General features: G+C 39.1%; 24 protein-coding genes. 15 read left to right on the forward strand and 9 right to left on the reverse strand.

All coding sequences use genetic code 11. The features are described from left to right. The first annotated feature begins 53 nt into the window (after positions 1 to 53). The 4 genes from ATS72_RS16545 (at position 54) to ATS72_RS16560 (ending at position 7894) form a co-directional block, all read left to right on the forward strand. Positions 54 to 1295: an NADH:flavin oxidoreductase/NADH oxidase family protein gene (locus ATS72_RS16545; protein ID WP_058429305.1), complete on the forward strand. Its 1242-nt coding sequence runs from the start codon at positions 54 to 56 to the stop codon at positions 1293 to 1295. A gap of 135 nt (positions 1296 to 1430) precedes the next feature. Next, entirely contained in the window at positions 1431 to 4631 is a 3201-nt protein-coding gene (locus ATS72_RS16550; RefSeq protein ID WP_058429306.1) for a glycoside hydrolase family 2 TIM barrel-domain containing protein, read from the forward strand. Between the two features lie 112 nt (positions 4632 to 4743). Continuing rightward, positions 4744 to 5322 (forward strand): DJ-1/PfpI family protein, encoded by a 579-nt coding sequence (locus ATS72_RS16555; protein WP_058429307.1) that lies wholly within the window; start codon positions 4744 to 4746, stop codon positions 5320 to 5322. Positions 5323 to 5560: 238 nt separating this feature from the next. Then, a complete protein-coding gene (locus ATS72_RS16560; protein ID WP_058429308.1) occupies positions 5561 to 7894 on the forward strand; it encodes a S9 family peptidase in 2334 nt (777 codons plus the stop codon). A gap of 168 nt (positions 7895 to 8062) precedes the next feature. Here the strand turns inward: ATS72_RS16560 and ATS72_RS16565 are convergent, their stop codons facing one another. After that, complete coding sequence (locus ATS72_RS16565) at positions 8063 to 9037, reverse strand: alpha/beta hydrolase (RefSeq protein WP_058429309.1); 975 nt, start codon at positions 9035 to 9037, stop codon at positions 8063 to 8065. 437 nt (positions 9038 to 9474) lie between these two features. Then, a complete protein-coding gene (locus tag ATS72_RS16570) occupies positions 9475 to 9786 on the reverse strand; it encodes a hypothetical protein (protein WP_058429310.1) in 312 nt (103 codons plus the stop codon). A 109-nt stretch (positions 9787 to 9895) separates the two neighbouring features. Here ATS72_RS16570 and nhaR point away from each other — a divergent pair, with 109 nt between their 5' ends. From nhaR to ATS72_RS16585, 3 genes are all read left to right on the forward strand, one after another. After that, positions 9896 to 10789 (forward strand): transcriptional activator NhaR, encoded by an 894-nt coding sequence (gene nhaR, locus ATS72_RS16575; protein ID WP_058429311.1) that lies wholly within the window; start codon positions 9896 to 9898, stop codon positions 10787 to 10789. A 507-nt stretch (positions 10790 to 11296) separates the two neighbouring features. Further along, entirely contained in the window at positions 11297 to 12271 is a 975-nt protein-coding gene (locus tag ATS72_RS16580) for a DUF1852 domain-containing protein (protein ID WP_058429312.1), read from the forward strand. 31 nt (positions 12272 to 12302) lie between these two features. Next, complete coding sequence (locus ATS72_RS16585) at positions 12303 to 13343, forward strand: methionine synthase (protein ID WP_058429313.1); 1041 nt, start codon at positions 12303 to 12305, stop codon at positions 13341 to 13343. A 512-nt stretch (positions 13344 to 13855) separates the two neighbouring features. Here ATS72_RS16585 and ATS72_RS16590 read toward each other — a convergent pair. Then, positions 13856 to 14662: a collagen-like triple helix repeat-containing protein gene (locus ATS72_RS16590; RefSeq protein WP_058429314.1), complete on the reverse strand. Its 807-nt coding sequence runs from the start codon at positions 14660 to 14662 to the stop codon at positions 13856 to 13858. A 454-nt stretch (positions 14663 to 15116) separates the two neighbouring features. On the opposite strand from ATS72_RS16590, the gene ATS72_RS16595 reads away from it, so the two are divergent. Beyond that, the gene (locus ATS72_RS16595; protein WP_058429315.1) at positions 15117 to 15788 is read left to right on the forward strand and encodes a haloacid dehalogenase type II; all 672 of its coding nucleotides are present in this window, start codon (positions 15117 to 15119) and stop codon (positions 15786 to 15788) included. A 74-nt stretch (positions 15789 to 15862) separates the two neighbouring features. On the opposite strand, the gene ATS72_RS16600 is transcribed toward ATS72_RS16595, so the two are convergent. After that, on the reverse strand, positions 15863 to 16729 hold the full coding sequence (locus ATS72_RS16600; RefSeq protein ID WP_058429316.1) for a LysR family transcriptional regulator: 867 nt from the start codon (positions 16727 to 16729) through the stop codon (positions 15863 to 15865). Between the two features lie 114 nt (positions 16730 to 16843). Between ATS72_RS16600 and ATS72_RS16605 the strand changes: the two genes are divergently transcribed. The 3 genes from ATS72_RS16605 to ATS72_RS16615 all read left to right on the forward strand — a co-directional run bounded on the left by ATS72_RS16605 (position 16844) and on the right by ATS72_RS16615 (position 18533). Then, positions 16844 to 17344, forward strand: a complete 501-nt coding sequence (locus ATS72_RS16605; protein ID WP_008130525.1) for a lactoylglutathione lyase family protein — start codon at positions 16844 to 16846, stop codon at positions 17342 to 17344. Positions 17345 to 17543: 199 nt separating this feature from the next. After that, positions 17544 to 17987: a GNAT family N-acetyltransferase gene (locus tag ATS72_RS16610; protein WP_058429317.1), complete on the forward strand. Its 444-nt coding sequence runs from the start codon at positions 17544 to 17546 to the stop codon at positions 17985 to 17987. A gap of 57 nt (positions 17988 to 18044) precedes the next feature. Then, complete coding sequence (locus ATS72_RS16615; protein ID WP_058429318.1) at positions 18045 to 18533, forward strand: GNAT family N-acetyltransferase; 489 nt, start codon at positions 18045 to 18047, stop codon at positions 18531 to 18533. A gap of 208 nt (positions 18534 to 18741) precedes the next feature. On the opposite strand, the gene ATS72_RS16620 is transcribed toward ATS72_RS16615, so the two are convergent. The 3 genes from ATS72_RS16620 to ATS72_RS16635 form a co-directional block, all read right to left on the reverse strand. Then, the gene (locus ATS72_RS16620) at positions 18742 to 18948 is read right to left on the reverse strand and encodes a zinc ribbon domain-containing protein (RefSeq protein WP_006793268.1); all 207 of its coding nucleotides are present in this window, start codon (positions 18946 to 18948) and stop codon (positions 18742 to 18744) included. A 325-nt stretch (positions 18949 to 19273) separates the two neighbouring features. Further along, positions 19274 to 19963 carry a hypothetical protein gene (locus ATS72_RS16625; RefSeq protein ID WP_006793269.1) on the reverse strand — a complete coding sequence of 230 codons (690 nt, stop codon included), beginning with the start codon at positions 19961 to 19963 and terminating at the stop codon, positions 19274 to 19276. Between the two features lie 993 nt (positions 19964 to 20956). Next, positions 20957 to 21637, reverse strand: coding sequence for a hypothetical protein (locus ATS72_RS16635; RefSeq protein ID WP_058429319.1), 681 nt, complete (start codon positions 21635 to 21637; stop codon positions 20957 to 20959). A 107-nt stretch (positions 21638 to 21744) separates the two neighbouring features. Here ATS72_RS16635 and ATS72_RS16640 point away from each other — a divergent pair, with 107 nt between their 5' ends. The 3 genes from ATS72_RS16640 to ATS72_RS16650 all read left to right on the forward strand — a co-directional run bounded on the left by ATS72_RS16640 (position 21745) and on the right by ATS72_RS16650 (position 24582). Further along, positions 21745 to 22620 (forward strand): LysR family transcriptional regulator, encoded by an 876-nt coding sequence (locus ATS72_RS16640; protein WP_058429320.1) that lies wholly within the window; start codon positions 21745 to 21747, stop codon positions 22618 to 22620. Positions 22621 to 23081: 461 nt separating this feature from the next. Further along, positions 23082 to 23705, forward strand: a complete 624-nt coding sequence (locus ATS72_RS16645; RefSeq protein WP_008130517.1) for a fused MFS/spermidine synthase — start codon at positions 23082 to 23084, stop codon at positions 23703 to 23705. Next, a complete protein-coding gene (locus tag ATS72_RS16650) occupies positions 23698 to 24582 on the forward strand; it encodes a spermidine synthase (RefSeq protein ID WP_058429321.1) in 885 nt (294 codons plus the stop codon). Before ATS72_RS16645 ends, ATS72_RS16650 begins: the two co-directional genes overlap by 8 nt. 53 nt (positions 24583 to 24635) lie before the next feature. On the opposite strand, the gene arfB is transcribed toward ATS72_RS16650, so the two are convergent. Continuing rightward, positions 24636 to 25049 carry an alternative ribosome rescue aminoacyl-tRNA hydrolase ArfB gene (gene arfB / locus ATS72_RS16655; protein ID WP_006793276.1) on the reverse strand — a complete coding sequence of 138 codons (414 nt, stop codon included), beginning with the start codon at positions 25047 to 25049 and terminating at the stop codon, positions 24636 to 24638. A 211-nt stretch (positions 25050 to 25260) separates the two neighbouring features. On the opposite strand from arfB, the gene ATS72_RS16660 reads away from it, so the two are divergent. Continuing rightward, complete coding sequence (locus ATS72_RS16660) at positions 25261 to 25830, forward strand: hypothetical protein (protein WP_058429322.1); 570 nt, start codon at positions 25261 to 25263, stop codon at positions 25828 to 25830. Positions 25831 to 25892: 62 nt separating this feature from the next. Here the strand turns inward: ATS72_RS16660 and ATS72_RS16665 are convergent, their stop codons facing one another. Further along, positions 25893 to 26639: an SDR family oxidoreductase gene (locus ATS72_RS16665; protein ID WP_170865589.1), complete on the reverse strand. Its 747-nt coding sequence runs from the start codon at positions 26637 to 26639 to the stop codon at positions 25893 to 25895. Positions 26640 to 26647: the final 8 nt, after the last annotated feature.

Below are 26647 nucleotides of genomic sequence, written 5' to 3' on the forward strand. Positions count from 1 at the left end.
AAGCTGACTTTAAAGTTATAGTGGCATTAATGTCAATTTAAACGGTTACTAACATGCCAAAAAATCAACAACAGAGCGTATTTACATCGGTTACTTTACCTAGCGGTTTAGTATTAAAAAATAGGCTAGTAAAAGCGGCCATGGAAGAAAACCTAGCAGATGCCGATCTCACACCCTCTCAAGTACTTAAAAATTGTTATAACGCATGGGCTAAGGGCGGGGTTGGTTTAATTATTACCGGTAATGTAATGGTTGATCACTTAGCTATGACTGGCCCCGGTGGCCTTGCGCTTGAGCATAATACCGATATAACGCCTTTTGCGGAGCTTGCGCGTTTAGGGCGGCAAAACGACAGTAAAATTGTGATGCAAATTAATCACCCAGGTCGTCAAGTGTTTAAAAAAATGGGGGGAAAGGTTCTTTCAGCCTCCAACGTGGCATTAAGCATGGGAAAACACTCTCATTTATTTGGCCAGCCAAAAGCAATGACACACAATGAAATTGATGATGTGATTGAGCGATTCACAAATACGGCATTACAAGCACAAAAGGCAGGGTTCGATGGCGTGCAAATACATGCGGCTCATGGTTACTTATTAGCACAGTTTTTATCGCCTTTAACCAATAAGCGTGATGATAAATACGGTGGTAGCCTTGAAAATCGAGCGCGTTTACTCACAGAAATAACGCAAAAGATTAAGGCTAGTTGCGCAAATAACTTTTCGGTATCGGTTAAGCTAAATTCGGCTGATTTTCAGCGCGGTGGATTTGAACCTAGCGACGCCCAAGCAGTAATTACCCTATTAAGTGACTTAAATATAGATTTTGTTGAGCTTTCGGGCGGTAGTTACGAAGCACCCGCCATGCAAGGTAAAACGGCCGATGAACGTACACTCGCTCGTGAAGCGTACTTTTTAGAATTTGCCAAAGCAATTAGTGAACAATCAAGTATTCCTATTATGACCACGGGTGGTATCAGTCGCCTATCAGTGGCTAATAATGTTATTGATTCTGGCGTAGCTTTGGCCGGTATTGCAACGGCACTTGCGTATAAACCTGATTTAGTCAGTATTTGGCAAAAACAACCCGAGTTTATTCCCGCAGCGCCAAACGTTCAGATTAAAGATAAAACCATAGCAGGCCTTGCCACCATGGCATTAGTAAAAAGGCAAATTCGTCGTATAGGCCAAGGCAAAGGTGCGAAAGAAAATGCATCAGCAGTGTTTACTTTAATTTGCGACCAAATTAGATCTCTCAAATTAACAAAGCGCTATAAAAAACATTATATTGAATAGTCTGAAACTTAGTTGATTAGAAATAGTCCCCATAGCCGCCGTTGTAGTCTCTATTAATTAGGTTTCTTAATTGTTAAAAATACGCTAAAGTTTAATTAGCATATTTATATGATAAAAAAATTAAAGGAGAACAGGATGCGGCTTAAAGGTTATCTAAAAAAGCTTCTATGCTTTGGGGGACTTTATTTATTAATAACTAGCTTGCCAAGCATTGCAATAGAACAGCAAGTTGCTCAGGCTTGGCAGGATCCAAGTATATTTAGAGTAAATAAACTCCCACCCCGCGCGTTCTATTATCCTACAGCAAATGAGCAAAACGCATTTACACTAGAGCCTTGGCAGTTAGATAGTTATAAATTACTAAATGGGCAGTGGAAGTTTAACTGGGTTGACTCGCCTAGTAGAAAACCAAATGGATTTGAAAAAGTAACCTTCAATGACGCAAGCTGGGATGAAATAGCCGTCCCTGCCAATTGGGAGCTAAATGGTTACGGTTCTCCTTTTTATCACTCTCACTACTGTTTAATACCTAATACTGAGCAAATTGAGCTGCCGCGTTACTATAATCCTGTTGGCTCATACCGAAAAATAATTAACATCGACGAAAGCTGGAATAACAAACAAATCCTTATTCATTTTGGGGCGGTAAAGTCTGCGTTCTATATTTATGTAAATGGTCAGCAAGTTGGTTATTCAGAAGATTCTAAAACTGCCGCCGAATTTGATATTACGCCATACGTTTCTAAAGGTGAAAATACTTTAGCATTACAAGTTTACCGCTATTCAACAGGGTCTTACTTTGAATGCCAAGACATGTGGCGTATGAGTGGTATTGAGCGCGATGTATATTTATATGCAGCGCCAAAAGTGCGTATAAGTGATTTTGAAGCTAATACCACTTTGATTGACAATTACACAAACGGTGAACTAACGCTAACCACAACAGTACAAAACCACACTAAGCAAACCCAAATTAACTTTGACTTACTTGTTTCACTTTTAGACGCAAACGATAAGGTAATGAGTACTAAAACATTGTCAGTTCCTAAAATAAAAAAACAACAAAGTACGCAAGTAAAAACAGTGTTTAAAGTAAATGATGTACTGCCTTGGAGTGCTGAAATTCCTAACCTTTATAAATTAAAAATAGGCTTACGTAATAGTAATGATAAGGTTGTTGAGTGGATTGGAAAATCAATAGGCTTTAGAAGCAGTGAATTAAAAAATGGTAATATTTTAGTTAACGGCAAACCAGTTTTATTTAAAGGTGTAAATAGACACGAGCACGACCCAGAAACAGGGCACGTCGTTTCTAAAGAGTCTATGGAAAAAGACGTTGCATTAATGAAGGCCTTTAATATTAATGCAATACGAATGGCTCATTACCCGCAAGATCCGTACATTTATCACCTTGCAGACAAATATGGCTTATACGTTATGGACGAAGCTAATATTGAGTCACATGGAATGGGAGCCGCAAACCAAGGTAAGTACGACCCCTCGGCACACTTGGTAAATAAGCTTAGTTGGCAAAATGCATACATAGATCGCATTTCAAACATGTATCACCGTTCTAAAAATAATCCATCGGTTGTAATGCGCTCACTGGGTAATGAATCGGGCGATGGTATTAATTTAGAAGCGTCGTACGATTGGCTAAAGCGTCAAGCCCCAGGGTTTCCAGTTGTATCTGAACAAGCACAGTTAAGGCGCCACACCGACGTATACGGTCAAATGTATGCGCCAATCCAATCGGCTATTCGCTATGCTAAAACAATGCATGATGTATCAAGACCCATGATTTTAATTGAATACGAACACGCAATGGGTAATTCGTTAGGTAACCTTGAAGAATATTGGCAGGCCTTTGAAAAATACTCACAGCTACAAGGCGGTTTTATTTGGGACTGGGTCGATCAAACTTTTGCCATGAAAAACAGTAAAGGTGAGCTTTTTTGGGCATATGGTGGTGACTTAGAGCCTCCATTTGCAGTAAGCGCAAAAAGTTTTGCTGCAAATGGGTTAGTTTACGCCGACAGAACGCCCTACCCTTATTTGTGGGAGGTTAAACAAGTACAGCAAAACATCGACTTTGAGTTAACGAGCAAAACACCTTACGAAATAAATATAATTAACAAACAGTTTTTTGCCGACCTGTCTGACTTTACTTTGTCATGGCAGCTAATGGCCAACGGTGTTGAAGTAGAGCAAGGTGCTAACCTTGGTATTAATGCCAAACCACAAACATCTCAGCGTGTTAGTTTGCCAATTAAAACAAAACTAAAAGCAGGAATTGAATATTTTTTAAATGTACAAGCCGTTCTCAAAAACGCTAAAAATACATTGCCAACGGGTCATGTGGTTGCGTCAGAGCAACTAGCATTAACAGGCTTTGCACTGACTAATAATACAAAATCAGCCTCGTTAAAAGTAAAGGATTCTGAAAATTCTTTAGCTTTTTCTACTAAAAACGCTCAATTTACGTTTAACAAAAAAACAGGCTTATTAAATGAAATTAATGTCTTTAGAAAGCCATTACTAGCCAATAGTGTAGACCAACCTGTGCAGCCTAACTTTTGGCGTGCGCCTACCGATAATGATTTACCGCAAAAGGGATATGGTGACTCGTTTGCTGTGTGGCAACACGCGGGATCAAATACAACACTGACTAGTTTTAGTAGTAAAAAAGTATCCTCAACACAATACAAAGTCGAAACAGAGCACACATTAAATAACGTTGAAAGTCGGTACTTCACAACATACACAATAAATGGCAATGGCGTAGTTGATGTAGATGTTTACTTTTATGCTGCACCTCATAATTCGTACTCAGCCTTACCCAGATTAGGTATGCAGTTTGTTGTGAACGAGAACTTTAAAAACGTACAGTGGTATGGCCGAGGGCCTCACGAAAACTACGACGATCGTAAGTCATCGGCTTTTGTTGGCTTATATCAATCTGACGTTGACTCTTTACGTGTACCGTATGTTCGCCCGCAAGAAAACGGTCACAAAACGGATGTACGGTACGTTACGTTTTATGATGATAAAGGAATTGGTGTTAAGTTCTCTGGCGATCCCTTAATTGGCTTTAATGCATCTTTCTACGATATGCACGACTACGATAAGAGTACTGAACAAGTTAATAGGCGCAATATGCACCCATCAGATTTAACCAAAGCCCCGTACATTTTTGTAAATATAGATTACAAGCAGCGTGGTGTGGGTGGAACGGATTCGTGGGGTAGTAAACCCTTGTACGAATATGAGCTCCCATGGTTAGACTACAAATACAGCTATAAAATTGAAGCTGTTAAGTTAAACGCTAAAAAATAGCTATACATAAAGCTTTAAATGACTACCCTAAGCCCGCTTTTTCCCCTTAAATAGTGGGCTTTTTTTATGTAAAACATGCTAATTTAAACGTTTGAAATAGAAGGAACGCTAAATGAACATAGGTATTTATATATATGATGATGCTGAAGTACTCGACTTTTCAGGCCCATTTGAAGTATTTAGTACTGCTCAACGTTTAGCTAAAAACGAGTGGAATATATTTTTAGTCGCGCAACATAATCAGCCTGTCAATGCGCGAGGTGGTTTTAGTGTAAACCCCCATTACAGTTTTGCTGATCATCCTCCTATAGATTTATTGTTAGTGGTTGGCGGTGTTCACAATAATGAGCTTACTAAAGCACCTGTTATTGATTGGATAAAGCGCACAGCTCAGTTAGCTCCTGTCGTTGCATCGGTTTGTACTGGCGCATTTTTATTAGCAAAGGCAGAGCTATTAAATGGTAAAAATGTAACAACTCACTGGGAAGACATAAACGACCTAGCTGTGATGTTTCCTTTACTCAACGTAATAAGTAATAAGCGCTGGGTTAAGCATGATAAGTTTACAACCTCGGCGGGTATTTCGGCAGGTATCGATATGAGCTTACATTTAGTCGCTGAACATATGAGCCCTGAACTTGCAAAACTTACAGCAAAGCAAATGCAGTACACATGGCACAAAAATATTTAAATACGCCTTAACTCCACATTACTGCCTAACCAAGGCTGATAAGTTAGTCAAAAGTGAAATATTGTTTATTATTAAAAGCAAAACGGCTTAAATGTACCTATTTTGCGATAAGTGTGCTGATATAAAGCCAATAATTTTGATAAATTAAGGTTAGTAGTACGAGTATGTATTACTAAATCAACTTATTGCAAAACTCATAAAATAATAGCGGTAAGTAAATACCACTTTAGGGACTCACATGAAATTACTTAAAACCTCAGTGCTTGCTTTTTCTATATTAGCGGGGCTGTCTTTATCTGGTTGTTCTATGACTCAAAATACCTCATCTACTTTAGCCTCGTCTGAAATAGACACGCCACTTTCACTCGCGCAAATTTATAAAGATAAAGAATTTAAAACCCAGCGAAGCACTTACTTTAAGTGGCTAGACGATGGTACCGGCTACACCGTACTTGAAGAGCGCGAAAGCGAAAAAGAAAAAGCAGACGATAACAACGCCGATGACGAAAAAGAGCACGGCGTAAAAGGCAACGACATTGTATTTTACAATGCTGACGGCACAGGCCGTAAAGTATTGGTTGAGTTTGAAAAGCTATTGCCAGAGGGCGCAGACGAGCCATTTGCAATCGAAAGTTACCAATGGTCTAAAGACGGTAAATGGCTGATGGTATTTACCAACAGCGAGCAAGTTTGGCGCTCACGCAGCCGAGGCGACTTTTGGTTACTTAACCTTGAGACTAACCAATTACAGCAACTTGGTGGTAAAGACGTTGAGCCAACTACGTTAATGTTTGCTAAGTTCTCGCCAGATAGCTCAAAAGTAGCTTACGTTCGCGACAACAATATTTATATGCAAGCGGTTGGCAATCACGATGTAACCGCGCTCACAACCGATGGTAACGCCACCATTGTTAACGGTAATTTTGATTGGGTATACGAAGAAGAATTTACTATTGCTGATGGTTTTCGTTGGAGCCCCGACAACAAATCAATCGCCTATTGGCAGCTTGATACCAGTGACGTTAAATTTTTCACTATGATCAACAACACCGATGAGCTCTACCCTACCCTTAAAAAATTCCCTTATCCTAAAGCGGGTGAAACCAACTCTGCCGTGCGTGTTGGTGTGGTAAGCCTTAGCGACAAACAAACCCGTTGGGCTGAGCTTGAAGGCGATAACCGCGACCGTTATATTCCGCGTATTAGCTGGGCAGGCACCGGTAATGAGTTAATGATCCAAGACTTAAACCGCCCACAAAGCCATAACAAAGTGTGGTTGTTTGATTGGAAAAAGCAGCAACTGACCAAGATTTTAGAAGACAAAGACGATGCGTTTATAGAATGGTTTTATAAAGCCAACTGGTCAAAAGACGGCGAGTTTTTTATTTGGCATAGCGAACGCGACGGTTGGCGCCATCTTTACCGTGTATCGCGCGATGGCAAAACTATTATCGACCTAACCCCAGGTGATTACGACATTATTGATATGCTGAGCATCAATGAAGACAAAAACGTAATGTATTTTATTGCCTCGCCAAACGATCCTGGTCAGCGTTATTTATACAGCACACCGCTTGATGGCAGCAGCAAACCGGTACGGGTAACACCTGCTGAGTTTGAGGGCTCAAACAGCTACTACATGTCAAAAGATGCCTCGTGGGCTATGCACACTTACTCAAAATTTGGTACGCCACCGACTAAAGAGATCATTAAAGTAAGCGATCATAGTAATGTAAAAACCTTAGTTGAAAATACAAAGCTCAAACAAAAGCTTGCTGAGCAAAGCTTACCAAAGCATGAATTTTTTAAAGTAAACGCGCAAGATGGCACCGAGCTTGACGGCTACATTATGTTCCCAGAGAACATGGATAAAAGTAAAAAATACCCGATTGTTTTTTACGTATACGGCGAACCATGGGGCTCTACTGTGCAAGACCGCTGGGAAGGCAACAGTTACCTGTATAAATCACTGTTAACGCAAAAAGGCTTTATTGTGGCATCGGTTGATAACCGTGGTACACGTGCACCAAAAGGCCGCGATTGGCGCAAATCGATTTATAAAAAAATTGGCTCAATTACCGTGCAAGACCAAGTAGACGCCCTAGATGCTATGGCTAAACGCTGGGATGTAATAGACACCGACCGTGTTGGCGTATGGGGACACTCTGGGGGCGGTAGTTCAACCCTTAACTTACTTTTCCGCCATGGTGATAAATTTAAAGTGGGGATTGCTTCAGCACCCGTGCCAGATATACGTTTGTACGACACCATTTACCAAGAGCGTTATGCGGGCAACCCAAACACAGACCCAGAGAGTTACGATAACACCTCGCCGATTACCTTTGCTAAAAACCTAACTGGTAAGCTATTGCTTATTCACGGCACTGGCGATGATAACGTGCATTACCAAGGCTCAGAGCGCTTAATTGACGAGCTCGTTAAACACAACAAACAGTTTGAGTTTTTCTCATACCCAAACCGCTCACATAGCTTACGTGAAGGCAAAGGAACCACCTTGCATTACCATACTATGATGGCTGACTTTTTTGAAAAGCACTTACTAACCAAGTAACCGCTTTAAAAAGTAAAATACTAAAGCCGCACACTCATTATTAGTGTGCGGCTTTTTTAATCAAAATGGTGCGGGGGTTTACAAAGCGTAAGTTGGATAGAGTACAACGAAACCCGACAACAATAAAAAATGACTTATACACTCAATGTCATCTAAAATAGCGAAGGCTCACCATGTTATTAGCCAGTTTTCAATTTCGATAACATCATCACGATCAAACACCATTAAACTTGAATGAGAGCGAGCATTAAAAGTTATTTTTTTTACTAACTCATTTTGTATATATGAAAAGTAAGCCGGTGGGGATAGAGAGTCAACATCTGAGTTAATTAACAATACAGGCTTTTTAGTCTCAGTTAATTTAGGCAGTAAATTTGTTTCTTGAATGGTTACTCCTGCCTCAAACATTGCTTGGTTAACAATATTATCAATCTCGCTATGAAAAAAATGACTAAGCAAAGGCGATTTATAAGGTAAGTACTCCTTAGCTGCAACCTCAAAACTCATCATAGGGGCAAGTAAAATAGCAGCGTCAACATACTCTGATGATAATAAGTTGCTTGCAGTAAGTGCTCCCATAGAATGGCCGACTACAACAGTCGGGTTATTTGTTTGATTTAAAAGTGGTTCAGCAAGCAGCTCATTTAAAATGCCGTGCTCTTTTGTTGCAAATACAAATGCTTCAGTTGATTCACCATGGCCAAAAAGATCTGGAATAATAACGTTCATACCAAGCGCTCTAAAATAGATAGCTGAAGCCATCATTGCTTCTTTACTGCCTCCATAGCCATGAAGTAATAAAGCGGTGCCTTTAAAACGATTAAATGTATCTGGTGCCATTCTGTGTGAAATTGTATTTTCTACATTATTACCAGTTGCATGAAGGTTGTAATAAACAGAACTCTCTTGCGAAAATTCGGCTGCTTGATAAGGTTCAGCAGTCAGATATGTTATGCATTGAGTGGTACTAAAAGAGCAAAATGTATGTTTTTCAAAGCCAATGTCGCTAGGTTTTGCTTTTATAAACTGTGCTTCAGAAAGATAGATATCGGGGTTTGACATGACGTAACTGCCAATTGAAGTACAGCCAGACAAAGAAAATATATAAAGTGTAACGGCTAATAGTTTGGTGAAATTTTCCATTTTCGCTTCATTAGTTAAATTTGAATATTAATACTTTAATTAAGCAGATAACGTCCTATGAGGTGGAGGAGGTTTTAGCCGTTAGTTAGGCATTTTTTATTATTTTAAAGTACCTTAACAGTATCCTCTATCTACCTCAATTTTCTCAAGTAAATAAATCTGTTTGGCATTAGGTAGACACTTTCTTATTAATCTAAACCCAAATTTAGTGCTTAATTACGAGTTTGAGTTACTTTTTTATCTAAACTTTATGGATTTAGGGGCTGAAATTTCACTCTCTTTTTAATCAAAATAGTGCGGGGGTTACAGCTGGATTGAAAGATTAAAGGAACAAGAATACTGATCAATAGGTAATAATTGAATCGTTTAATACTAAACACAGCTTGGAATTAGAGAGGTATTAAAAAAGTAGCATCCTTGCTACTACAAGTGCGATATTAAGAGCTTGGTTGCGAAGGTTGATACTTATTAACGAGAATATGCTGCAAACTTTTAAGTGCCCGCTTTATCGCTTGCAGCATACTTCGTCCTTTTGTATTTACATTAATACTGGGTAGCCCAGGTAAAAGAATATTAATTTTACACTGCTGTAAAGTGCCGTGGCGATCACTCGAAAGATCATTTATTTGAATCTCAACTTTACGAATATTTAAAGCATGTATTGCCAATTGTGTTTTGATCAACTTTAAAAGCGACATCTTTTCACTTGCGTTAATTATCTTGTTTTTAACTGTAAGTTTTAGCTTCATGCAATTACACCTTTTAATAGTACCTATGTTGCAGGCATGACTGTAATCTACTAACTTAGAGTCAAAGGAAAAAGCTGATTATTTCTTACTTTAAAACAGGTATTTTCGAATGATTACCAACATCAACTACAATCACTTATATTATTTTTGGCAGGTAAGTAAGCACGGCAGTATTGCAGCGGCCAGTAAAATACTTAATTTAACGCCGCAAACGGTCAGCTCACAAATTACTAACTTAGAGCAACGACTAGGAAAACCACTGTTTGTTCGCCAAGGGCGAGGCCTACAGTTAACGGAGTTTGGCCATGTAACCCAGCAGTACACCAATGATATGTTTGCTATTGCCCACGAATGGCTCGAAACCACGCAAGGTGATACCACGAACTATTCACGAACGTTAAAGGTCGGTATTTCAGATGTGTTGCCCAAATCACTGGTGTCAAAGTGGCTAGCCCCTTTAATTAATAACGACCGTATTACCAACTTACACTGTATTGATGGCCAACAAGATGAACTGCTTGCACAAATGGCGATTCATAAGCTTGATTTAGTGTTAGCCGATAAACCGCTCGATACCACTTTATCGTTTAAGGCGTTTTGCCATGAAATAGGCAAAAGCCAAATCGCTCTTTTTGGAAACAAAACATGGCATTCGCAGTTACATAAGCAGTTTCCGCAATCTTTAAATAACAAGCCTTTAGTGCTGCCTGCAAAAGAAAGCCCCGTTGCGCGTGCTATGTATTATTGGCTGCAAGAACACAAGATTGAAATGACAATAGCTGGTCATGTTGACGACAGCGCATTAATGAAGTCGTTAGGTGAACAAGGGTTTGGCATATTCCCTGCGCCTATTTCGGTAAGAGCCGAAGTAGAGCGTCATTACGACGTTAACTATATTGGTACAATTGAAAATGTTTATCAGCATTATTATGCCTTTACGCCCGACAGGCTTATTAAAGACAGCATTTACGATGAATTTATAAAGCACGCTCAAACAACGTAAGCTTAGCGCTACTCGTCACGTAGTTATCAATGTGTTTAACTAAGCGCCCTATTTTTAAATACTAAATTGTATTTAAAAAATAAACATTTCCTCATTTAGCTTTATATTAAATTTTTAACGTGGGTTGTGACTTTTAAGTTATTAAATTGATTAGACTTTATTAAATAGCATACCTACCAGTACAAACGATAAGCGTGTTCTAAAAGCGTTGAATATTATTCAGGTTTTATATGAATAAACTGCATAGCTTACTTTATTAAATAGAAATCTAGACGTCTAAATCGGGTTTTACCTCTCATCAGCAACTAATCAATATTACTAACTTAATGAATTCACTCAAGCGTGAATCTGTCTCATGTTTTACCTGAAATAAACCCGTTTTTCTTCATGCTACATACCGCGTATAAATTCATTAACTCTGCAAAGCATCACTACTGCTTAACCGTTATGTCGGTTTAACAACCAGTTAATAAAAGCAGTAACTACTCAAATTGAAAGGATACGGCTATGAGCACTGATCTTACATTTACTATTAAAAGCACTAACTTGGACGAAAACTACCACCCATCAAACAACACACGTATTACGACCAACTTCGCTAATTTAGCAAGGGGTGAAAGCCGCCAACAAAACCTGCGTAATACCCTAAAAATGATCAACAATCGTTTTAATGCACTGGCCAGTTGGGATAACCCACAAGGGGATCGTTACGCGGTTGAGCTCAAGATCATTTCGGTCGATTTAGACATTGCAGGCAGTGGTCAGGCATTTCCGTCAATTGAGGTATTAAAAACCAATATTATTGACCGCCAAACCAACGAGCAATTTGAAGGCATGGTGGGAAATAACTTTTCATCGTATGTACGCGACTACGACTTTAGCGTGTTATTGCTTGAGCATAACAAAAGCAAACCGCAATTTAGTATCCCTGATAACTTTGGTGACTTACACGGCAAGTTGTTTAAATGCTTTGTAAACTCAAATACCTATAAACAGCACTTTAAAAAGCCACCGGTTATTTGTTTAAGCGTGTCTGATAACAAAACCTATCAGCAAACCGAAAATTTACACCCTATTTTAGGCGTAGAGTATCAGCCTAATGAGTCGTCGTTAACAGAGCAATATTTTAAAAAAATGGGCCTACAAGTGCGCTACTTTATGCCACCAAACAGCGTTGCACCGTTAGCGTTTTACTTTTTTGGTGACCTACTTAACGACTACAGCAACCTTGAACTAATTAGCACCATTAGCACCATGGAAACGTTTCAAAAAATTTATCGTCCAGAAATTTATAACGCCAACGCCGCCGCAGGTAGCCGTTATAAACCTAATTTAAAAAATGACGATCATTCATTAACGCAAATTGTGTATGACCGCGCAGAGCGAGGTCAATTAGCGGTTGAGCAAGGTAAATTTACCGAGCAGCACTTTATTAAGCCTTATCAGTCAGTGCTGCAGCAGTTCTCGGCAAGTATCGCTTAATCACACAACAAAATTAAAGGCAGCATTTATTATGAAAAAACTATTACCCACATCATCAGCAGGCAGCTTGCCAAAACCGTCATGGCTTGCCGAACCCGAAACCTTATGGTCACCGTGGAAATTACAAGGCAATGAGCTGGTTGATGGCAAACACGACGCCCTGCGAATTGCTCTGCACGAACAACAAACCGCAGGCGTAGATATAGTCAGCGACGGCGAACAAACCCGCCAACACTTTGTAACTACCTTTATTGAGCACTTAAATGGCGTTGATTTTGAAAACCGTAAAACGGTTAAAATTCGCGACCGTTACGATGCCAGCGTACCCACAGTGGTTGGGCCTGTGTCTCGCACTAAATCGGTATTTGTTGAAGACGCCAAGTTTTTACGCCAGCAAACCAGTCAACCAATTAAATGGGCACTGCCAGGGCCAATGACCATGATAGACACCTTGTATGACGATCACTATAAAAGCCGTGAAAAACTAGCATGGGAATTTGCTAAAATACTCAACCAAGAAGCCAAAGAGCTAGAAGCCGCAGGGGTTGATATAATTCAATTTGATGAACCCGCTTTTAACGTGTTTTTTGACGACGTAAACGACTGGGGTATAGCCTGCCTAGAGCGAGCCATAGAAGGGTTAAAGTGCGAAACCGCCGTGCATATTTGTTACGGCTACGGCATTAAAGCCAACACCGATTGGAAGAAAACCCTTGGTACCGAGTGGCGACAATACGAAGAAGTATTCCCTAAGCTGCAAAAATCGAATATAGATATTATTTCGCTAGAATGCCAAAACTCACATGTACCCATAGAGCTACTTGAACTCGTACGCGGTAAAAAAATAATGGTAGGCGCAATCGATGTAGCCACCAACACTATAGAAACCCCTGAAGAGGTGGCAAAAACCCTACGCGAAGCGCTTAAATACGTTGATGCAGACAAGCTCTACCCCTGCACCAACTGCGGCATGGCACCCCTACCCCGCGATATTGCAAACGGCAAACTCAACGCTCTTAGCAAAGGTGCAGAGCTAGTACGTAACGAACTATTAGCAGCGAATGTCGCTTAATTTTTAGTTATAGCTGCTACAAAAAAGCCACACTTTAACACATGTTGAGGTGTGGCTTTTTTAATCAAAATGTAACGGGGGTTTACAGTTAAAATGCAAGGTGAAAGGCAAAAGGTGCTAGGGAAAAGGTTTTAAGTTTGTTGAATATTGATCGGGTTGAGTGCAACAAAATCTAGCGTAATTAAATAAATTTAACCAAGCCGCTAGTTTTTTCAATGGGCTGGAGAGTGCCATCAGCAGACAGGTAGAAGCTATAATATCTGAAGTTTAGATTTACACTTCTAGCCTCTTTGGTTCTTCATTTTTAAACTCCGAAAATAATTTTTACTTCAATTTAGATGTTGGAAATCCAATTACTTATTAAGTAGAAAGTCGGAAAAAGATGAATCGCTAATACATCAGGTTTGAAGTGCCACTTTGCTCATCACTTTCAGATTCAACGATGCTCCTTGATGAGCATTGTTTAACCTAGCTTTATTGTCGTGCTCACTCGTATAAAAAGTTTTAGAGCACTACTCACAAACACTAATGACGCCAATATATATCGGACTATTTTGAATATTTGCCGAAGCGAAACCTATTTCTTCAGTTTGAAATCCGGAAAACTCTGTCGCACTGTCTATCTCAAATCCCACATCACGCAGCAGTTTACAATTCAAAGAGTTGTCAGTGCCGTCCTCTACAGAGTAAAACGCGCCAGTACAGTTATTATCTGATAAGCATGCATTTTGACATTGTTCAAAACCAAAATGTGCATCTTCTGCTGGATCTGCTGAATATAATGCAATTGCAAGCATATGCCTAACGTTATAAGCCACTGCATTTTCTGCTTGTAGTTTATAAGACCTTCCAGGTGTACTTTCCCATTTCCATAGCCCACAAGGATCTTGGATAGGATCTGCTGCTAAATTGTCTAGTGCATGCCAATTGCCGTCGACGGTCGCATTTTCATAGTCCTCACTTGAACCTGTAAACAATGTAATGCCTAATGCAAATGCAGAAGAATAGGATTGTCGAGTGTGTTGATTTGTTATTGTTTGCGTAGTGCTATTTACAAGAGTATTTGTAGGGCTTAAATCTATAATGGTACGACAGTCATATACATCGATAACGCCGTCGGAGTTTGTATCTTCATCAGGCATGGTTTTATTTCCATCTTCATTTAAATCCCAACAACTCAGCCCTGCTATACCCTGAGGACCAGGCTCTCCCTGAGGACCAGATTGCCCCTGTGCTCCGGAAACTCCATCATCTCCCTCGAGTTCACACCCAACAATAAAGAATGTTAAAAACCATATGGTTACTACCTTATATTTCATAATAAGAATCCAACGATAAAGACAATACTTATTTATAGTTTAGTTTATAAAATTAATATAGTTTTCAAAATGTATAAGAAGCAAAAGGGGTAAAGTCTTAGTTCTGACATCAAATTTATTGACCGACCCGTTATCCTTATTTTGCCTATTAGACAAAGTCTAAAGGAATAAGATAAATCAGTAACCCTCTACTTTTAGCTATTACTTAATTTGATTTATAACTAGCACTTATAAGCTCAACAGCCGTTTTAGCCATTCTAAAACGAGCGAGTATCTCGGGTTTGAAAGTGCTGTTTCCTTAATTAAAATGTTGCGGGGTTTCTGTTAGCGTTTATGGCGCGGGTGTTGTTGCTGCACCTTCTTATATAACAAATTAATAACGTTGAGCAGTTGTTCAAAGTAAGTTAAGCTCGAAACAATTAGGCTACAAGTAACTAAAATTTTGGGAGCAAACATGGCAACCACACTCGCATTTGACGTATACGGCACGCTTATAAACACCCACGGCGTACTATCTTTACTTGAAAATATGATTGGCGATAAAGCGCAAAATTTTTCAAATACATGGCGTGAAAAACAGTTGGAGTATTCGTTTAGGCGCGGCTTAATGCAAAACTATGTTCCGTTTTCAGTGTGTACTAAACAGGCGTTAGACTACGCTTGCCTAGCGCACAAAACACCACTCTCTGATGATCAAAAACAGCAATTGCTTGAACAATATAAAATTTTACCCGCCTTTGACGATGTTAAAAAAGGGCTTGAGCAACTTAAAGCACAAAATTACAGGTTGTTTGCATTTTCTAATGGCGCTGCTGATGCGGTAAATACTTTGCTCGAAACGGCAGGCATAAGTAATTATTTTGAAGGTGTTGTAAGCGCCGACGATATGAAAACATTTAAACCAAACCCAGGTGTTTACAGCCACTTTTTGCGCGAGGCAAATTCAACGGGTGCAAACACGTGGCTGATTTCGAGTAATCCGTTTGATATAACCGGCGCTATTTCGCATGGCATGCGCGGTGCGTGGATAAAGCGTTCTGAGGATTCTATTTTTGACCCATGGGAAATTCAGCCAACCACCACAGCAACCGATTTAGTTGATTTAAAAGCCAAATTGATAAGTTAAAAACGAGCCCCTTTTTTTGAGGCTTATCAAAAACCAACGCTGTAAAGGGCTTTACGGGCGCCGTTATACGCGGCCTAGCCTGCTTTTATTGCTTCAATTACTGTATTCATGCGCTTTGCCATTGGCCTATTACGGTGATGGCACACATAAATATTTTCGCTAATCGGATTAACTAAGTGGTGCGTTTTAATAAGCGCAGGTTTATTAAATGCGCTAACAGCATGCGCAGGTAAAACCGTAAAACCCAACCCTAAACTTATCGGCTCCAGTATTAAACTTATTTGGTTAGAAAACCCCGTACGCTTAATTTGATCAACATGCTCAAACTCACTGTAGTTTTCGCTAAGTAATAGCTGCGCGTGGTGTTTTGCATCGGGGTGGCCAATAAAGCCAAGCTCACATAAAACCTCCCACGTTGGGTTTTTAATATGTGCAGGTGTTACTAATAATAAAGCTTCTTTACCAATTTTGTGGCTAGTAACTTCGCTAAGTGTTGGCGCTTGAGTTAAAAACCCAATATCGGCACTATGATTTGCCACCGCTTGTTCAACACTGGTATTTGGAGCAAAGCGGTAATCTATAACTAGCTCCTTGTGCTCTACCTGCATTGCTAATAATTGATTGTAAAACTTTAGCCCACAACTACCAGGCGATTGTATTTTTACTAAACCGCTGTAAGGTGAATCATCTTTTAATTGCTGTTCTAAAAATTGCCATTCTTTTAATAATAAACTGCCTTGCTGATACAAATTTTGCCCATGTACGGTAAGGGTAAATTGTTTGCCGTGGCGCTCTAATAGCGCGCAGTTTACTTGCTGCTCTAGCTTTTTAATATGCTGACTTACGCCAGATTGGGTCATAAATAAGCGCTCGGCGGTTTGGGTAAAATGATTTACCTCAACCAACGTGCAAAACGTGTTTAACCATGTCGGGTTTATCATTACAGAACATACTCAAAATGATGATTAATGATAATTTTACTTAATAACGCATGGTTCGTAAACTAACTCCATCAACTCGTTACAAAACAAGCCACACGTTAAAGAGGACAGATTATGAGTCATACATATCCACGTAGTTTTTCGCACATTGGTATTTCAGTACCAGATGTTGAAAAAGCCGTAGAGTTTTACACTAAGGTGATGGGCTGGTACACCATAATGGAGCCTACCGTGATCACTGAAGATAACAGCCCTATTGGCGAAATGTGTACCGATGTATTTGGTCCAAATTGGGAAAAATTTAAAATAGCGCACCTTTCAACAGGCGACCGTATTGGTGTAGAAATTTTCGAATTTAAAGACCAAGAAAACCCTAAAGACAACTTTGAATACTGGAAAACCGGTATCTTTCATTTTTGTGTACAAGACCCAGATGTGGAAGGCTTAGCGGACCGTATTGTCGCTGCAGGTGGTAAAAAACGTATGCCAGAGCCACGTTACTACTACCCTGGCGAAAAGCCGTACCGCATGATCTACATGGAAGACCCGTTTGGTAACATCCTTGAGATTTACAGCCACAGCTACGAGCTTATTTACAGCGCAGGCGCTTACTAAACATAGCTAATCTAAAAAAGTTTAGCTAAAAACAAAGGCCGCAGTATTTATTACTGCGGCCTTTTTGTGTTAAATCGGCTTGTAGATTATTAATTTGGCTAATTTAGGGGGTTATAAAAATCAATCTATTCATTTGATTGATTATAGGTACATTCATTGGTAGCTTACTAATTACACTAAGTTGTTCTAAAGGAAAAACATGAATCTGTCACTGGAAGACATCACCGCCGATAACTACGAAGCAATATGCGAATTGGATGTTACTAAAACGCAAGAAGAATACGTAGCGTGTAATATGTGGTCGTTAGTTGAGGCGCACTACAATAGCGGGTATACCTGTAAAGCTATTTACTTAAATGGTGTACCAGTAGGCTTTTTTATGTGGGTACAAGAAATCCCTGCAAAGGTTTCTATTTGGCGCTTTATGGTAGATCAAACTCATCAAAATAAAGGCATTGGGCGCAAAGCACTGGCTATGGCAATTGAAGAGATTAAAGCAACTCCTAAGCTTGAACAAATCGAGATTTGTTATAACCCGCAAAATCCTGTTGCTAAAAACTTTTATACAAGTTTTGGGTTCGAAGAAGTAGGCCTCGATGAGGATGACGACGATATGTTAGCGGTTATTAAAATTAGCCGTTAACTCATTGATAAGTAGACCGCTAATTTTACGGAATAATAATAGTTGAAAGGAAATACTGTGATCATAAGATCATTTTCAGAGAACGATTTTTTAGCCGTTCAAAATATTTATCAGCAAGGTATTGATACCGGCAACGCGACCTTTCAAACTGAAGCGAAAAGTTGGCAACAGTGGAATAGTTCTATGCTCAACTATTGTCGTCTTGTAGCAGTTGAGGATGAAAAGGTGCTTGGCTGGGCCGGGTTATCTGCCGTTTCTAGCCGTGAGGTATACTCGGGCGTTGCCGAGGTAAGTGTATATGTTGCAAACCAAGCCCAAGGTAAAGGTTTAGGGCACGCATTGCTTTGTGAACTCATTAATGAATCAGAAAGCAACGGTATATGGATGCTACAAGCCAGTATCTTCCCTGAAAATATTAATAGTATTGCTTTACATGCTCGCAATGGTTTTAGGCAGGTTGGAAACCGAGAGAAACTAGGTAAATTGAATGGTGTGTGGCGCAATGTAATTTTAATGGAAAGGCGCAGCGCCATAGTGGGTTTATAATCACACAAACAGCGCAATAAGTACGTATGTGCCTTTGACTAGTATTAAACCATATTAGCGGCCATTGTGGCCGCCGAAAAAACTAATCACTAAAGCAAAATATCTTGCCAATTATTATCAGTATTCTAGGTTATCAAGTGACTGCTGAGTGCGATGAGCAGACATCGAAGGTTTTTAATGTCTGAAGTCAAGATTTGCTCCCATTCACTTAATTAGTAAATAAATCAAATACATTACCTAGCGTACTAGCTTTACCACGATAAAATTCAGTGTAAGTACAATTAGAACAAATAACTGCTGTAAACTTGCGATTTTGCATATCAAAAACTTTAGACCAACCACTACCTGTGGTAGCAATTGTATCTGTGTCGTAATCAGTACAATCACATTTCGGGCATTTCCAATTCTTCGACATAGTAACTCCTTGTTTGATGAAAACACTAATACTTATAAAAAGCCTGTAGACTAACTCGTTTTTTATTTGTTTTTGTTAGTGAAGCAACCATAGCCGAGTTCCTATTTTGGTTCAATCAGTTATCGCTATTTTACATCAAATATAAGATGACAATGTGTAGTTGTTTTAATTGGCGTTTTGGAAGGAATTGCGGCGTTTGCGTGGCTTTATTTTAGGTTAAAAGGGCTTTCTCTCATACATGCAGCCTGTATAAAAGCCGAGGGGCAAATCTTGACTGCAGACAATATGAAGCACGAACAAAGCCAACTGTTTTTTGTCCACGCTTTTAATTTGCCTTGTTAGCAATACATTGCACACGTTTCATATAGCCATTCTTAGTTAAAACCTGAGAGCCCGATGGGTAACTATTAATAAGAAGAGCGCCACTTTCCAGATGCCATGTTGATACGGGCATACCGACTAAGCTATATAACTTTTCAATTTCAAAATCTGAGTTTATGAAATGAATATCACCATAATTCCACGATAAATGGGCTAAGCCTGATGTGACAACTAAACCGAAAGGCATTTCAAAAATATCTTTTACATTCATACGCTCGATGAGTGTGATCTTATCGTTTTCATCGATTAAAAGTAACTCACCTCCGAATTCACCATTATTACTACCTGTGATGCTCTTTTTCCCCAAGTTTATAACTACATGTGGCTGTATTATTTGGTGCTCAATAGCCGTTTTTTCATCGGAGTAAGGTGAGCTTCTAGGAAAAGACTTTTTGTACTTACCTGTCGCTCTATCCAAAAGTTCAAGCTTCCATATTCTTGGCTTTGAATCATTTTGTGTAGATTCAAGAAACTCTTTTACGCCAACCTCTGTAACCTCACTTTTAACAGTACCTTTTAATACTGTTTTATTAAGATATTTAGTAGGTTCATAAGAGGCACAATTTATCTTTTCGAATACATTAGCAAATGAATTGAAGGATAATATGAGTGCAATAATGGTAAAGTATTTCAAGAAACATCCTTGTTATTGCTAACAGTTTTATTAGAAGACACTTTCCCTATTTTAGCGCGAAAACATCCTAATGTTGTGAGCTCATATTAATAACAAATACTATAAGTTATTACCAGATATATATATTATGCTTTCTGTAGCTTATATAAACATGTAAAAAAGAGGAAAGTTTCCTCTTATTATTACTAAACAAATGATGACTCAACTGAATGACTGCTTCTCGCTCTTTGCCGAGGCTCAGCTAAGTGCCAATTGCAGACATCGACTTTAATGTCTTAAGTCAAGATTTGACCCCATTCACTTCATTCACTTATAACCTGTGTTGGCCGCTCTTGCCAACATCCGGTTGATAGATTTGTTATGAGCTGATTTCAAACCTTAGTCCTTTCCATTTGATTCTTTCAGTTGCTCTTTAGCACTGGAAAAACCATCGTTAAAACCTTTAGAGAATGGCTCTACCGCGGTCGCAATTACCAAACACATAGCGCCTAGAAGCATAGTGTTTCGTTTGTTTTTTACATACCCATAGATAGTTAGAAAAACAAACAATATTGAAAATACTAGCTGCAAATAAAACACTTAAAATTCCTTTTATTTAAAATTAACACGACGACTAAAGCTCATAACAATTTAATAGTGCACTCGTCGCGCATATTTCTGCCGACGCTACGCTCATTTTTCTACATTATATAGTTTTAACAAATTACCTAAGGTATTACTATCGCAAAGTTTTCTAAAGTTTTCTAAAGTTTTTAGGTAAAGTTAAATTAACCAATATGCGCGCAGCGCTTACTTTCATGAATATATGCGCAAAGAGCAGTTTAAAAAATTAATTAACGACGAGATTTAGCCAATATCAATGAACGCTTCTCGCTCATAACAGCCAGTCATGCATTTATAATCTTTCCATCTAAACGCTAACTTCAGGTATCAGCCACTACATGTCACACTTCAATATTGAGCAGTGGCTGTCATTGTATATAGGGCTATAGATTAATTAACTGCAAAATCGCGAGTTTCTAAATAGCTTGGAACGATTTTAAAACAGGCCATCAGCTTACTTGCAAGCGCTGTGTTTACTGGCGCATCACACTTTAATTCTCCGCTATATTTCCCGTTAGTTAGTGTTACTAAAATTAACGAGTCATAGCTTGGTTTACTTTGTATTTTATGAATTACCACCCCTTGCCCTGCAGATAACTTTATTAAATCAAACTCTGCTTTTGTGGGTTTTGTTATAGCGAGCTTTTTTACATATAACGGGTTTTTAAAAGTCAGCTTTGTCGAAAACAGAGCCGTACCTCCGCGCTCAAAATGGCCATTAAACACAGTGGTATTTAATGTGGGTGTCAGCTTATTTATTAATAAATTCAAATCAAATTTGGTTGGTAAAATGGTGATCTGAGTTTGTTTTTTTAGTGACTCGTTCAGTGCTTTTTTAATTATTTTAAGGTGGGTGTCATCTGTAGTTACTTCGTACACTATTTGGTAGTTGTGTGGGGGGGCGTATAAAGGCATGTGGCTGGCAAGTACTTTATCGCCGGCTAATATAAGCGCCATGCCATGAAAACCCACATAACTGTGGGTTTTATGTGTGTTGTGTGCATTGTGCTGAGGGGCGCTTGCAAGTGCTGCGCTCGACAATAAAATAAAAATTAGCAGTATGTGTTTCATGTTAATGCTCAAAAATAAATATAGCGCCACTATAAGCTGATTTTTATGTATAAATAATTGATAATAAGTTGCTAGTTGTTTCCTTTTAATCAATACGGTTTGGTGCTGTGCATTTAGATGACATTGAAAAAGTAATTCATATGGCGAGTTCGCAAAACCTGCACACAACCGCTAAACATTTTAATATTACCCCAGGGGCGCTGTCTAAAACGCTAAAAAAGGTTGAGGCAAACTTAGCCACTGAGCTGTTTAATCGTGTTGGCAAAACCTTAGTACTTAATGATAAAGGCAAAGAGTTTGTTAAGCACAGTAGCGATTTAGTTCATAATTACCAGCAGCTTACTAGCCGTTTTAAAAGCGATAATCATAAATTTAATGCAGTTATTGCAGGCCCTGCCATTTTACTTAAAAGTGGCTTAAAAAAGTTACTTCCCCCTCTTGGCAACCTGCCCTGTTCGGTACGTATTAATAATGTGTTTGAAGGTGAAGCTATAAGCCAAGTGGCGTCGGGCGCTGCACATATTGCGCTAGTAACTCGTGAGGCATTAAATAACAGCTCTCACGCTAATTTAGTGGCGGTTGATGTATTTAATACAGGGTTTAGTTTGGCTGGAGCCGCTGATCATCAGCTAGTACAAACTGGTTCTTTAACGCTTAATAAAAATCAATTACTGCACGCAGCTTTTGCATGCCCGCTGTTTTCGCCATTGTGCGGCCTTGAACAAGGAATAGGCTCCGACGGCTGGCAAGACGATATTGCACCGCGCAATATTGTATTTAGATGTAGCGATTACAGTGCATTAATAGAGGTAGTACAAAGTGGCTTGGCGTTGGCGTATTTACCAAATTTTGTGATTGATGATTTAGGGTTTACAAAATTAACTGTAAAGGGGGTTAACAGTCATTACAATGAAGACATTGTGTTAATTTATAAACCATCGAAGGCCGATGGGTGGCTTAATAAACTCATGTATTCGTTATAAAAAGCGCTTTAGCCACTACACTAAAGCGCTTTAGGATGAAAACTACATTACAAATAGCAAGGTGGTTAAAAATACTAATCCGCAACAATACTTAATCGCTTTGCGGGGCTAAAGGTGGAAATACCTGCGTAAAAAAACTCTTATTTACGACTGCACAGATGCAGAAGGTAGAGCAAAGCAGGAGCAATTGCCGAGAGCAACTAAATAACAAATATTTTGGCTGGCTATCAACGCGTTTTTCCACACTTAAGTAGATCACTTAATCAAGCGAAATGGTACAAGTACAATTAACCGACAATACAACAAAGTAAACTATGTTATATTATAACAAAAATGATAGCACAATAAATTAATATGCAATACTTTTTTTTATTCCTACAAATGGCTAATTATTACACTGGCGACTCTGGTGGCATCACGTTAGTATGGTGCTCTACTTATAGTTACATAACGATAAAAACATGACTTTAAAAACAAACGCTTTGATTTACTTTTTAGCCTTTTGCAGTGGCTTTTGCATTATGGGGATTGAGCTTTTAGGAGGGCGTATTTTAGCGCCTTATTTTGGCAGTAGTGTACATATTTGGGGCAGTATTATTACTGTGTTTATGCTTAGCTTGTCGTTTGGTTACTTGCTTGGCGGTAAGCTTAGTACAAAAAATGCGTCGCTGACTAAATACGGATTAATATTTTTAGTTGCGAGCATTATGGTTGTGCCTATTACGTTGTTTGCTGAGCCCATAATGGCATTTATTTTTACCCATATTGAAGATAGCCGTTATGGCTCGTTACTCGCTTCTACTGCGTTGTTTTTTATTCCAACCATTATACTAGGTATGATTTCGCCGTACTCAGTAAGGTTGCTGGTTACCGACAGCGAAAGAAGCGGCCAAGTTGCGGGCATTTTATATTTTGTAAGCACGCTTGGCAGTGCCTTGGGCACTATTATTACCTCTTTTTACTTTGTACTCGCGTTTGATGTAAACACCATTATTAGTGCCTTTGCTACTACGTTGGGTGTGTTAGGTGTTGTTGCAATTGCTGTAAACAGTGTTGCTAATAATAAGGAGCTTGCGCATGCTTAAATATGTATTTTTAGCACTTAGTGTGTTTTCAGGCGCTGCTTTAGCTAATGTTATTCATGAAGAGCGCTCTTTATACCGAAATATTATTGTTGATGAAACTCGCGATTTACGCTGCTTAAAATTTAACACTAAAAGTAGCCAAACAAGTCAAAGTTGCATGTACAAAAACGACCCCGACAAGCTCGTTTTCAACTACACAAAGCTTACTTTTGCGAGTTTATTAGTAACCGAAAACCCTAAAAATGTATTAATTATTGGGCTTGGGGGAGGCACATTGTCGAATGTTATTCATGAGTTATACCCTGCGGCTAAAATACACAATGTAGAAATAGACCCCGCTGTATTGAGTGTGGCTCGCGACTACTTTAGCTTTATTGAAAACGATAAAGTGACATCTAGTGTTCAAGATGGCCGTATTTTTATTAAACGCGCGGCTATTAAAAAGAAAAAGTACGATTGGATCATTCTTGATGCGTTTAACGGTGACTACATTCCTGAGCACCTGTTAACCAAAGAGTTTTTTGAAGAGGTTAAAGGTGTGTTGGCTGATGGCGGCGTAGTTGCTGCAAATACATTTTCGAGTAGCAAGCTATACGAGCACGAGTCGGCAACTTACCATAGCGTGTTTGGCGATTTTATTAACGTAAGCCGCGCTAATCGAAGCAACCGTATTATTTTAGCGGGTATTAAAGCTATGCCAACTAAGGCTCAACTTAACAAACGTGTTAAAGCGCTTGGGCCCAAGCTTAAAAAATATGATGTAGATATAAACGCCATAAGCAATTACATGCAGTACACACAAGATGAGCAAGATTGGCCTAAAAACACCAAAATTCTAACCGACCAATACTCTCCTGCTAACCTACTTAACTTTTAATATGTAATGCGCCTTGCACTAATATAGCTAGGCGCATCCATTTAGGTTTATTGCTAAAACTTAATATTACCGCGCAATGCTTTTGTTTGGCCGTGTTTAGTTTTTTTATCCATGCGTTTACGCTGCGAATTACGGCTTGGTTTAGTTGCACGGCGGGCTTTATTGACCTTGGTAGCGCTTAATATGAGATCTTTTAAGCGTTTTAACGCGTCTTCGCGGTTAAGCTCTTGGGTACGGTGGCTTTGTGCTTTAATGATGAGAACACCCTCTTTGGTGATCCTCGAATCGTTTAAAGCAAGTAAACGTTCTTTGTAAAAGTCTGGTAATTTAGAGCGATTAATATCAAAACGTAAATGAATGGCGCTGGCGACTTTGTTAACGTTTTGGCCACCGGCACCTTGAGAACGAATAGCGGTGAGCTCTAATTCCCACTCATCAATAGTGACTGTATTAGAAATTGTTAACATTGCGTTCAGTTTCCGTTGCTAAAAATGCATTGTACCATTTGTACATTGACTTAGGGTGAATAAGCTAAATAGGCGGTTAATGCAAAGTTGAGTATACATTTACGCCAATAAATAAATTTAGATTGGCATAGGCAATTATTTAGTTTTTAATTGCGCAGCCTTTATACGGGCCTAATATAATAATCGATTTTCGATAATAGGAAGTACCAGCATGAAAAAATTACTTGTATCACTGAGCTTGTTAGCAATGAGCTTTTCTGGTTTTGCTAAAGATATCACCGAAGGTGATTTACAAAGCTACATGAAAGCCTTACCTGCTATAACAAGCTGGGCGAGCTCTCAAGACGCGTTAAAAAACGTAGACTTAGGCAGCATGCTAGGTGCAACCGCAGATCAAACTACAGCAGAGCAAGGCGCGCTTGCAAATACAGCCCTCAATATGATTAAAGAGCAATCACTGTATAAAAGCTTTGCGAGCGTAACAACTCGCTATGGCTTTACGCCTGAGCAGTTAATTACCGTGGGTTCTGAAGTGTCTATGGCATACATAGAAAACCTTAAATCGGGTTTGTCTGATGAAAATAAAGAAACAGCAAACAAATTAATGGGTGGTTTTCAAAGCATGAAAAGCGCTAAAGATAAAGGCGCTACATCGTTAATGGGTTCGTTAGGTAATGCGTCAAGCGCTGCTGATACAACCGAGTCACTTGTTAGCGAAAGTAATTTAGCATTAGTAAGTGAATACATGCCACAGCTTAAAAAGTTGTTTGCACTTTTATAAGTATTAAACAATTAAAAAAGGTGGCATTTGCCACTTTTTTTAATACCCAAAATTTATAACACTCACGACATTTTACGAATTGTACTCAGCGGTGCTATGCGTAAAATCCAATGCAGAAATGCCCAAGGCCAGCTTGGCACAAAGCTGTTGGCTTTTTCTTTATTTATTGCTTTTACCAGTGCTTTGCAGCCAGTTTCGGTATCAACAATAAACGGCACTGTTTTTACTTTTTCGTTTATTTCGCTTCTTATAAAACCTGGATGTACACAGCTTACTTTTATAGGCGTGTGCATTACATCTATGCGTATCCCCTCACTTAATGAGGTAATAGCCGCTTTAGTGGCGGCGTAAACGGTCATGGCGCGCCTAAAACCACGTACAGCACTAATAGATGAAATAGTCACTAAATGACCATGGTTTTGCGCTCTAAAAATTTCCATTGCGGCCTCAGCTTGCGCCAGTGCGGCCACAAAGTTAGTTTGTGCGGTTTGTTTATTGGCATTAAAGTAACCCGTACCAATAGAAGCCCCCTTGCCCATACCAGCATTTATAATTACTCTATCAAGGCCGTTAAGCTCTTCTTTAAAGGCATTAAATACGCTAAATACTTGTTCGTGGTCGTTAACATCAAGCACTTTTATGCTAATGGTTATATTTGGGTTTATTTGTTCAAGCTCACTTTTTAGCTGCTCTAACAGCTCAAAGCGCCGAGCACATAAAGCAAGATTACAACCTTGTTTTGCAAACTCTTTTGCCATGCCTTTGCCTAAGCCTGAACTTGCACCTGTTATTAGTATGTTTTTGCGCATAATTAGAT

The sequence above is a fragment of the Pseudoalteromonas sp. 13-15 genome, assembly GCF_001468205.2.
In the GTDB taxonomy this organism is placed as follows: domain Bacteria; phylum Pseudomonadota; class Gammaproteobacteria; order Enterobacterales; family Alteromonadaceae; genus Pseudoalteromonas; species Pseudoalteromonas marina.

Excerpts from the sequence above, each read along its gene's own strand:
- ATS72_RS16620 (WP_006793268.1), bottom strand. The coding sequence starts at position 18,948 with ATGTCGAAGAATTGGAAATGCCCGAAATGTGATTGTACTGATTACGAC.
- ATS72_RS16660 (WP_058429322.1), top strand. The coding sequence starts at position 25,261 with ATGAAAAAATTACTTGTATCACTGAGCTTGTTAGCAATGAGCTTTTCT.
- ATS72_RS16635 (WP_058429319.1), bottom strand. The coding sequence starts at position 21,637 with ATGAAACACATACTGCTAATTTTTATTTTATTGTCGAGCGCAGCACTT.
- ATS72_RS16580 (WP_058429312.1), top strand. The coding sequence starts at position 11,297 with ATGAGCACTGATCTTACATTTACTATTAAAAGCACTAACTTGGACGAA.
- ATS72_RS16565 (WP_058429309.1), bottom strand. The coding sequence starts at position 9,037 with ATGGAAAATTTCACCAAACTATTAGCCGTTACACTTTATATATTTTCT.
- ATS72_RS16590 (WP_058429314.1), bottom strand. The coding sequence starts at position 14,662 with ATGAAATATAAGGTAGTAACCATATGGTTTTTAACATTCTTTATTGTT.
- ATS72_RS16560 (WP_058429308.1), top strand. The coding sequence starts at position 5,561 with ATGAAATTACTTAAAACCTCAGTGCTTGCTTTTTCTATATTAGCGGGG.
- ATS72_RS16645 (WP_008130517.1), top strand. The coding sequence starts at position 23,082 with ATGACTTTAAAAACAAACGCTTTGATTTACTTTTTAGCCTTTTGCAGT.
- ATS72_RS16605 (WP_008130525.1), top strand. The coding sequence starts at position 16,844 with ATGAGTCATACATATCCACGTAGTTTTTCGCACATTGGTATTTCAGTA.
- ATS72_RS16600 (WP_058429316.1), bottom strand. The coding sequence starts at position 16,729 with ATGATAAACCCGACATGGTTAAACACGTTTTGCACGTTGGTTGAGGTA.
- ATS72_RS16665 (WP_170865589.1), bottom strand. The coding sequence starts at position 26,639 with ATGCGCAAAAACATACTAATAACAGGTGCAAGTTCAGGCTTAGGCAAA.
- ATS72_RS16555 (WP_058429307.1), top strand. The coding sequence starts at position 4,744 with ATGAACATAGGTATTTATATATATGATGATGCTGAAGTACTCGACTTT.
- ATS72_RS16570 (WP_058429310.1), bottom strand. The coding sequence starts at position 9,786 with ATGAAGCTAAAACTTACAGTTAAAAACAAGATAATTAACGCAAGTGAA.
- ATS72_RS16595 (WP_058429315.1), top strand. The coding sequence starts at position 15,117 with ATGGCAACCACACTCGCATTTGACGTATACGGCACGCTTATAAACACC.
- ATS72_RS16585 (WP_058429313.1), top strand. The coding sequence starts at position 12,303 with ATGAAAAAACTATTACCCACATCATCAGCAGGCAGCTTGCCAAAACCG.
- nhaR (WP_058429311.1), top strand. The coding sequence starts at position 9,896 with ATGATTACCAACATCAACTACAATCACTTATATTATTTTTGGCAGGTA.
- arfB (WP_006793276.1), bottom strand. The coding sequence starts at position 25,049 with ATGTTAACAATTTCTAATACAGTCACTATTGATGAGTGGGAATTAGAG.
- ATS72_RS16650 (WP_058429321.1), top strand. The coding sequence starts at position 23,698 with ATGCTTAAATATGTATTTTTAGCACTTAGTGTGTTTTCAGGCGCTGCT.
- ATS72_RS16610 (WP_058429317.1), top strand. The coding sequence starts at position 17,544 with ATGAATCTGTCACTGGAAGACATCACCGCCGATAACTACGAAGCAATA.
- ATS72_RS16545 (WP_058429305.1), top strand. The coding sequence starts at position 54 with ATGCCAAAAAATCAACAACAGAGCGTATTTACATCGGTTACTTTACCT.
- ATS72_RS16550 (WP_058429306.1), top strand. The coding sequence starts at position 1,431 with ATGCGGCTTAAAGGTTATCTAAAAAAGCTTCTATGCTTTGGGGGACTT.